The organism is Streptomyces sp. MBT65, from assembly GCF_016612545.1.
Taxonomy (GTDB): Bacteria; Actinomycetota; Actinomycetes; order Streptomycetales; family Streptomycetaceae; genus Streptomyces.
In genome coordinates, this window is sequence record NZ_JAENRY010000012.1 from 65,920 (window position 1) to 72,426 (window position 6,507).

A 6,507-nucleotide genomic window follows, 5' to 3' on the forward strand; every position below is an offset into this window, starting at 1 on the left:
GTGCTCAGCCCGCGAGGCCCAACTCGCGGGCGATCAGCATCCGTTGGACCTCGCTGGTGCCCTCGCCGATCTCCAGGATCTTGGAGTCGCGCCACATGCGGGCCACCGGGTACTCGTTCATGAAGCCGTAGCCGCCGTGCACCTGGGTGGCGTCGCGGGCGTTGTCGACGGCGATCGTCGAGGAGTACAGCTTGGCGAGGGCCGCCTCCTTCTTGAAGGGCTCGCCGGCCAGCAGCCGGGAGGCCGCGTCGCGCCAGGCGAGACGGGCGGTGTGGGCCTTCATCTCCATGTCGGCGATCTTGAACTGGATGGCCTGGTTGGCGCCGATCGGCCGCCCGAACGCGTGCCGTTCCTTGGCGTACTTCACCGACTCGTCGACGCAGCCCTGCGCCAGACCGGTGGCCAGCGCGGCGATCGCGATCCGGCCCTCGTCCAGGATGCGCAGGAACTGGGCGTAGCCGCGCCCCTGTTGACCCAGCAGGTTCGCCGCCGGGACCCGGACGTCCGAGAAGGACAGCTCACGGGTGTCCGAGGCGTTCCACCCGACCTTCGAGTACGGCGCCGCGACCGTGAAGCCGGGTGTCCCGGACGGCACGATGATCGAGGAGATCAGCGGCTTGCCGTCGGGCTTGCGCCCGGTGACCGCGGTGACCGTCACCAGACCGGTGATGTCCGTACCGGAGTTGGTGATGAAGCACTTGGAGCCGTTGATCACCCACTCGTCGGTGTCCGGGTCGAGGCGGGCCGTCGTCCGCGTCGCCCCCGCGTCCGAGCCGCCGTCCGGCTCGGTCAGCCCGAAGGCGCCCAGGATCTCGCCGGAGCACAGCCGGGGCAGCCACTCGGCCTTCTGCTCCTCGGTACCGAAGAGGTGGATCGGCATCGCGCCCAGCGAGACCCCGGCCTCCAGGGTGATCGCGACCGACGAGTCCACCCGGGCCAGTTCCTCCAGGACGAGGCCAAGCGCGAGATAGTCGCCGCCCATCCCGCCGTACTCCTCGGGGAACGGCAGCCCGAACAGGCCCATGCGGCCCATCTCGCGGACGATCTCGTACGGGAACTCGTGCCGTTCGTAGAAGTCGCCGATCTTCGGCGCGACGACGTCGTGCGCGAACTCCTCGACCGTACGGCGGAGTTCTTCCAGCTCGGGGGAGAGACGGTGGTCCATGGCGGTCACTGCTCCTTGTGGGGCTGCGCTGTTTTACCGAGTGCGCGGACGGTGCGGGACGGGCTGGGTCGGCCCAGTTGTTCGGCCATCCACACGCTGGTGGCGGTGAGGGAGCCGAGGTCCACTCCGGAGTCGATGCCGAGACCCTGGAGCATCCACACGAGGTCTTCGGTGGCGAGGTTGCCGGTCGCGGACTTGGCGTACGGACAGCCGCCCAGGCCGCCCGCGGAGGCGTCCACGGTGGTCACGCCGTGCTGGAGGGCGGCCAGGGTGTTGGCGAGGGCCTGGCCGTAGGTGTCGTGGAAGTGCACGCCCAACACGTTGGTGGGGACGCCCTGTTCGTTGAGCGCGGCCAGCAGCTCCAGGACGTGGCCCGGGGTCGCGACGCCGATCGTGTCGCCGAGGCTCAGCTCGTCGCAGCCCATGTCCAGCAGCGACTTGCAGACATGGACGACCTGGTGGATCGGGACGGCGCCCTCCCAGGGGTCGCCGAAGCACATCGACAGATAGCCGCGCACATGCGCGTCCCCCGCCTTCGCCCGGGTCACCACCGGCTCGAACATGGCCAGCGCGTCGTCGACCGTGCGGTTCAGATTGGCCTTCGCGAAAGCCTCGGTGGCGCTCGCGAACACCGCGATACGGCGGGCGCCGAGCGCGAGCGCCCGGTCGAGGCCGCGTTCGTTCGGCACGAGTACCGGGAGCCGGACCCCCGGCAGATCGCGCACGAGCGGGAACAACTGCTCCGCGTCGGCCAGTTGGGGCACCCACTTGGGGTGGACGAAGCTGGTCGCCTCGATCGTGCTCAGGCCCGCGTCGGCCAGCCGGCGCACGAACTCGGCCTTCACCTCCGTCGGCACGGTCGCCTTCTCGTTCTGCAGCCCGTCCCGCGCGCCCACCTCGTGGATACGCACCCGGGCGGGCAGATCGGGGGCCGGTACGACCATCGGGAGTGTCACTGGTCCTCCTCCGCCGGTGTGACGACCAGGGGTGTGACGACCGCCAGCACCTGGTCCATGGCGACCGTCGCGCCGGGCGTCACATCGAGTTCGGCGACGGTGCCGGCGTGCGGCGCGGAGACGACGTGCTCCATCTTCATCGCCTCGACCACCAACAGGCTCTGTCCGGCCGTCACTTGGTCCCCGACGGCGACCTTCACCACGGTCACCGTCCCCGGCATCGGCGCGGTCAGCGAACCGGCACCGGAGCGGTCGGCCCCGCTGAGCGAGGCGGCCACCGGATCGTGGTCCCGCACCTGCCAGGCGTCCCCGTCCCGGCCCAGCCAGGTGCCGTCCGGCAGGGCGGTGAAGGTGTGGACGAGGCCGTCGAGCCGCAGGGTGAACCGGCCGTCGGGCCCGGCCGTTCCGGCCGCGACGAGCGGCTTCCCGTCGCCGTCCGGCAGGAGTTCGGTCCCGCCCTCGGGTGTGCGGCGTACGCGCACGGTCACCGGATCGTGGCCCGGTACCCGTAGGGGGTGTGCCGTCCAGGCCCGCTCCCCGCCCAGCCGCCAGCCGTCCGTGGCGGCGAACGGGTCGGCCCAGCCGGAGCCCCGCCCGGGCGCGAGCGCCGCGTGCCGCAGCAGCGCCGCCGCCGCGTAGACCTCCACCGGTACCTCACCGGGCACGAGCCCGGCCGCCTCGCGCTCGACGAGCCCGGTGTCCAACTCGCCCGCCACGACCGCCGGATGGGCCAGCAGCCGTCGTAGGAATCCCGCGTTCGTCGGCACGCCCAGGGTGACTGTGTCCGCGAGGGCGGCCCGGAGTTTCCTGAGCGCGGTCGCGCGGTCGGGGCCGTAGGCGATGACCTTGGAGAGCATCGGGTCGTAGAGGCTGCCGACCTCGGTGCCTTCGGAGAGGCCGGAGTCGGTGCGGATGCCGTCGCCGGAGGGTTCGTTCAGCTTCAGGATCGTGCCGCCGGAGGGGAGGAAGCCCCGGGCGCCCGCTTTAAGAGACACAGTCTCCGCGCAGATCCGTGCCTCCACCGCGTGCCCGGTGAGCGTGATGTCCTCCTGCGCGAAGGGCAGCCGCTCGCCCGCCGCCACCCTGAGCTGCCACTCCACCAGGTCGAGTCCGGTCACCAACTCCGTCACCGGGTGCTCCACTTGGAGGCGGGTGTTCATCTCCATGAAGTAGTACGACGACGGGTCGCTGCCGGGGACGATGAACTCCACCGTGCCCGCGCCCGCGTACCCGCACGAGCGGGCCGCCTGGACCGCCGCCTCGCCCATCGCCGCGCGTGTGCCGGGGTCGAGGAGGACGCTCGGGGCCTCCTCGACGACCTTCTGGTGGCGGCGCTGCAAGGAGCACTCGCGCTCGCCGAGGTGGACGACGTTGCCGTGGCCGTCGGCCAGGATCTGGATCTCGATGTGCCGGGGGCGGTCGACCCAGCGCTCGACCAGGAGGGTGTCGTCGCCGAAGGAGGCGCGGGCCTCGCGCCGCGCGGCGGCGATCTCCTCCTCCAGGAGGGTGAGGTCGCGGACCAGGCGCATGCCCTTGCCGCCACCGCCTGCCGACGGCTTGAGGAGGACGGGGGCGCCCAACTCATGGGCCGCCTTGGTGAGTTCGGGGTCGCGGCCGCCGGGGACGACCGGGACGCCGGCCGCCGCCACGGTCTCCTTGGCGCGGATCTTGTCGCCCATGAGGGCGATCGCGTCCGCCGGAGGGCCGATGAAGACCAGCCCGGCGTCGGCGCACGCGCGCGCGAAGGCCGCGTTCTCGGCGAGGAAGCCGTACCCGGGGTGCACGGCCTGCGCGCCGGTGCGGGCCGCCGCCTCCAGGAGCCGCTCCACCGACAGATAGCTCTCGGCCGCGGGGGCCGGACCGAGCCGTACCGCCGTGTCGGCCCTCGCGGACGTGCCGGGCGTCCGCGTCGGCGTCGGAGAAGACGGCCACCGAGCGCACACCGAGCGAGCGCAGGGTGCGGATCACGCGGACCGCGATCTCGCCCCGGTTGGCCACGAGGACCGTGTCGAACATCCCGGGTGCCTCGGGCGTCCTGGGAGTCTCGGGCGTCCTGGGAGTCTCGAATGTGTCGACCATCTCGGGCATCCTCATCACATCCGGAAGACGCCGAACTGGGTGTCACCCAGCGGCGCGTTGGCACAGGCGGTCAGGGCGAGACCCAGCACCTGGCGGGTCTCCGTCGGGTCGATGACCCCGTCGTCCCAGAGCCGGGCGGTCGCGTAGTAGGCGCTGCCCTGACGCTCGTACTGCTGCCGGATCGGGTCCTTGAAGGTCTCCTCGTCCGCCGTGGGCCACTCCTCCCCACGCCCCTCCAACTGGTCCCGCTTCACGGTCGCGAGGACCGACGCGGCCTGCTCGCCGCCCATGACGGAGATCTTGGCGCCGGGCCACATCCACAGGAAGCGCGGTGAGTACGCCCGGCCGCACATCGAGTAGTTGCCCGCGCCGTACGAGCCGCCGACCACGACCGTCAGCTTGGGCACGCGCGCGCAGGCGACGGCGGTGACCATCTTGGCGCCGTGCTTGGCGATGCCGCCCGCCTCGTAGTCCTTGCCGACCATGAAGCCGGAGATGTTCTGGAGGAAGACGAGCGGGATGCCGCGCTGGTCGCACAGCTCGATGAAGTGGGCGCCCTTCTGGGCGGATTCGGAGAACAGGATGCCGTTGTTGGCGACGATGCCGACCGGGTGGCCGTGGATCCGGGCGAAGCCGGTGACCAGGGTCTGCCCGAACTCCGCCTTGAACTCGGCGAAGCGCGAACCGTCGACCACGCGCGCGATGATCTCCCGTACGTCGTAGGGGGTACGGGAGTCGACCGGGACCGCGCCGTAGATCCCGTACGGGTCGACCTTGGGCTCGACCGACTCGGTGACCTCCCAGGGGAGGGGCCCGCGCGCGGGGAGCGTGGCGGCGATGTTCCGGACGATGCGCAGGGCGTGCGCGTCGTCCTCCGCGAGGTGGTCGGTGACACCCGACACGCGCGCGTGGACGTCGCCGCCGCCCAGCTCCTCGGCGGTGACGACCTCGCCGGTGGCGGCCTTCACCAGGGGAGGCCCGCCCAGGAAGATCGTCCCCTGATTCCGGACGATGACGGCCTCGTCGCTCATCGCCGGGACGTACGCCCCACCGGCGGTGCAGGACCCGAGCACGGCGGCGATCTGCGGGATCCCGGCCCCCGACATCCGGGCCTGGTTGTAGAAGATCCGCCCGAAGTGCTCGCGGTCCGGGAACACCTCGTCCTGCATGGGCAGGAAGGCGCCGCCTGAGTCGACGAGGTAGATGCAGGGGAGCCGGTTCTCGAGGGCGATCTCCTGGGCGCGCAGATGCTTCTTCACGGTCATCGGGTAGTACGTCCCGCCCTTGACCGTGGCGTCGTTGGCGACGATCACGCACTCGCGGCCGCTGACCCGGCCGATCCCGGCGATGACACCGGCGGCGGGGGCGGCCCCGTCGTACATCCCGTCGGCGGCCAGGGGAGCCAGCTCCAGGAAGGGCGAGCCGGGGTCCAGGAGGGTGTCGACACGGTCGCGGGGGAGCAGCTTGCCGCGCGCGGTGTGCCGGTCCCGGGCCCGCTCACCGCCGCCGAGCCGGGCCGCGGCGAGCTTTTGCCGCAGCTCCTCGCCCAGCGCGCGGTGCGCCGCCTCGTTGGCCCGCCACGCCTCCGACGCGGGGTCCGCCGCGCTCGTCAGCTCCGGTGCCTCTTGCATTCTGCGGTCCCCTCGCACAGCGATCGACTGTTAATGAGCGTTAACCATTTCCTTCAGGTTAACGACCGCTAACCTTCCTGTCTAGAATTGCTTCCATGACCACGAGAACCGACGCCCCCACCCGCCGCGAGCAGATCCTCAAGGAGGCCGCGCGGCTCTTCGCCGAGCGCGGCTTCCACGGCGTCGGGGTCGACGAGATAGGCGCCGCGGTCGGCATCAGCGGACCCGGCCTCTACCGCCACTTCCCGGGCAAGGACGCGATGCTCGCCGAGCTGCTGGTCGGCATCAGCGGACAGCTGCTGACGGGGGCGAAGCGGCGACTGGCGGAGGCGGAGGGGGTGACCTCCCCGGGTGTCCTGCTCGACTCGCTCATCGAGGGGCACATCGACTTCGCCCTGGACGACCGCCCCCTGATCACCCTCCACGACCGGGAACTCGACCGGCTGCGGGACTCCGACCGCAAGCTGGTGCGTCAACTCCAGCGGCAGTACGTGGAGTTGTGGGTGGAGGTCGTACGGGAGGTGTATCCCGAGCTGCCCGAACCCAGCGCGCGGTCGGCGGTCCACTCGGTCTTCGGCCTGCTCAACTCGACTCCGCATCTGGGGCGGCCGGGATCGTTGCCCGGGCGGGGGGCGACGGCGGAGCTGCTGCACCGGATGGCGAGGGGGGCGTTGGG

4 protein-coding genes and 1 pseudogene are annotated in these 6,507 nt (G+C 71.5%); 1 reads left to right on the top strand and 4 read right to left on the bottom strand.

The genetic code is table 11. The features are described 5' to 3' along the window. Positions 1–4: 4 nt before the first annotated feature. The 4 genes and pseudogenes from JHN63_RS05100 to JHN63_RS05115 all read right to left on the bottom strand — a co-directional run bounded on the left by JHN63_RS05100 (position 5) and on the right by JHN63_RS05115 (position 5,831). The gene (locus JHN63_RS05100) at positions 5–1,165 is read right to left on the bottom strand and encodes an acyl-CoA dehydrogenase family protein (protein ID WP_200677464.1); all 1,161 of its coding nucleotides are present in this window, start codon (positions 1,163–1,165) and stop codon (positions 5–7) included. A gap of 5 nt (positions 1,166–1,170) precedes the next feature. Further along, entirely contained in the window at positions 1,171–2,109 is a 939-nt protein-coding gene (locus JHN63_RS05105) for a hydroxymethylglutaryl-CoA lyase (protein ID WP_200677473.1), read from the bottom strand. Between the two features lie 8 nt (positions 2,110–2,117). Next, positions 2,118–4,137 (bottom strand): annotated as a pseudogene (locus JHN63_RS05110) (biotin carboxylase N-terminal domain-containing protein). A 77-nt stretch (positions 4,138–4,214) separates the two neighbouring features. Next, entirely contained in the window at positions 4,215–5,831 is a 1,617-nt protein-coding gene (locus tag JHN63_RS05115) for a carboxyl transferase domain-containing protein (protein ID WP_200677465.1), read from the bottom strand. A 95-nt stretch (positions 5,832–5,926) separates the two neighbouring features. Here JHN63_RS05115 and JHN63_RS05120 point away from each other — a divergent pair. After that, positions 5,927–6,507 (top strand): TetR/AcrR family transcriptional regulator (locus JHN63_RS05120; protein WP_200677466.1); only part of this gene is annotated, 581 nt, incomplete at its 3' end.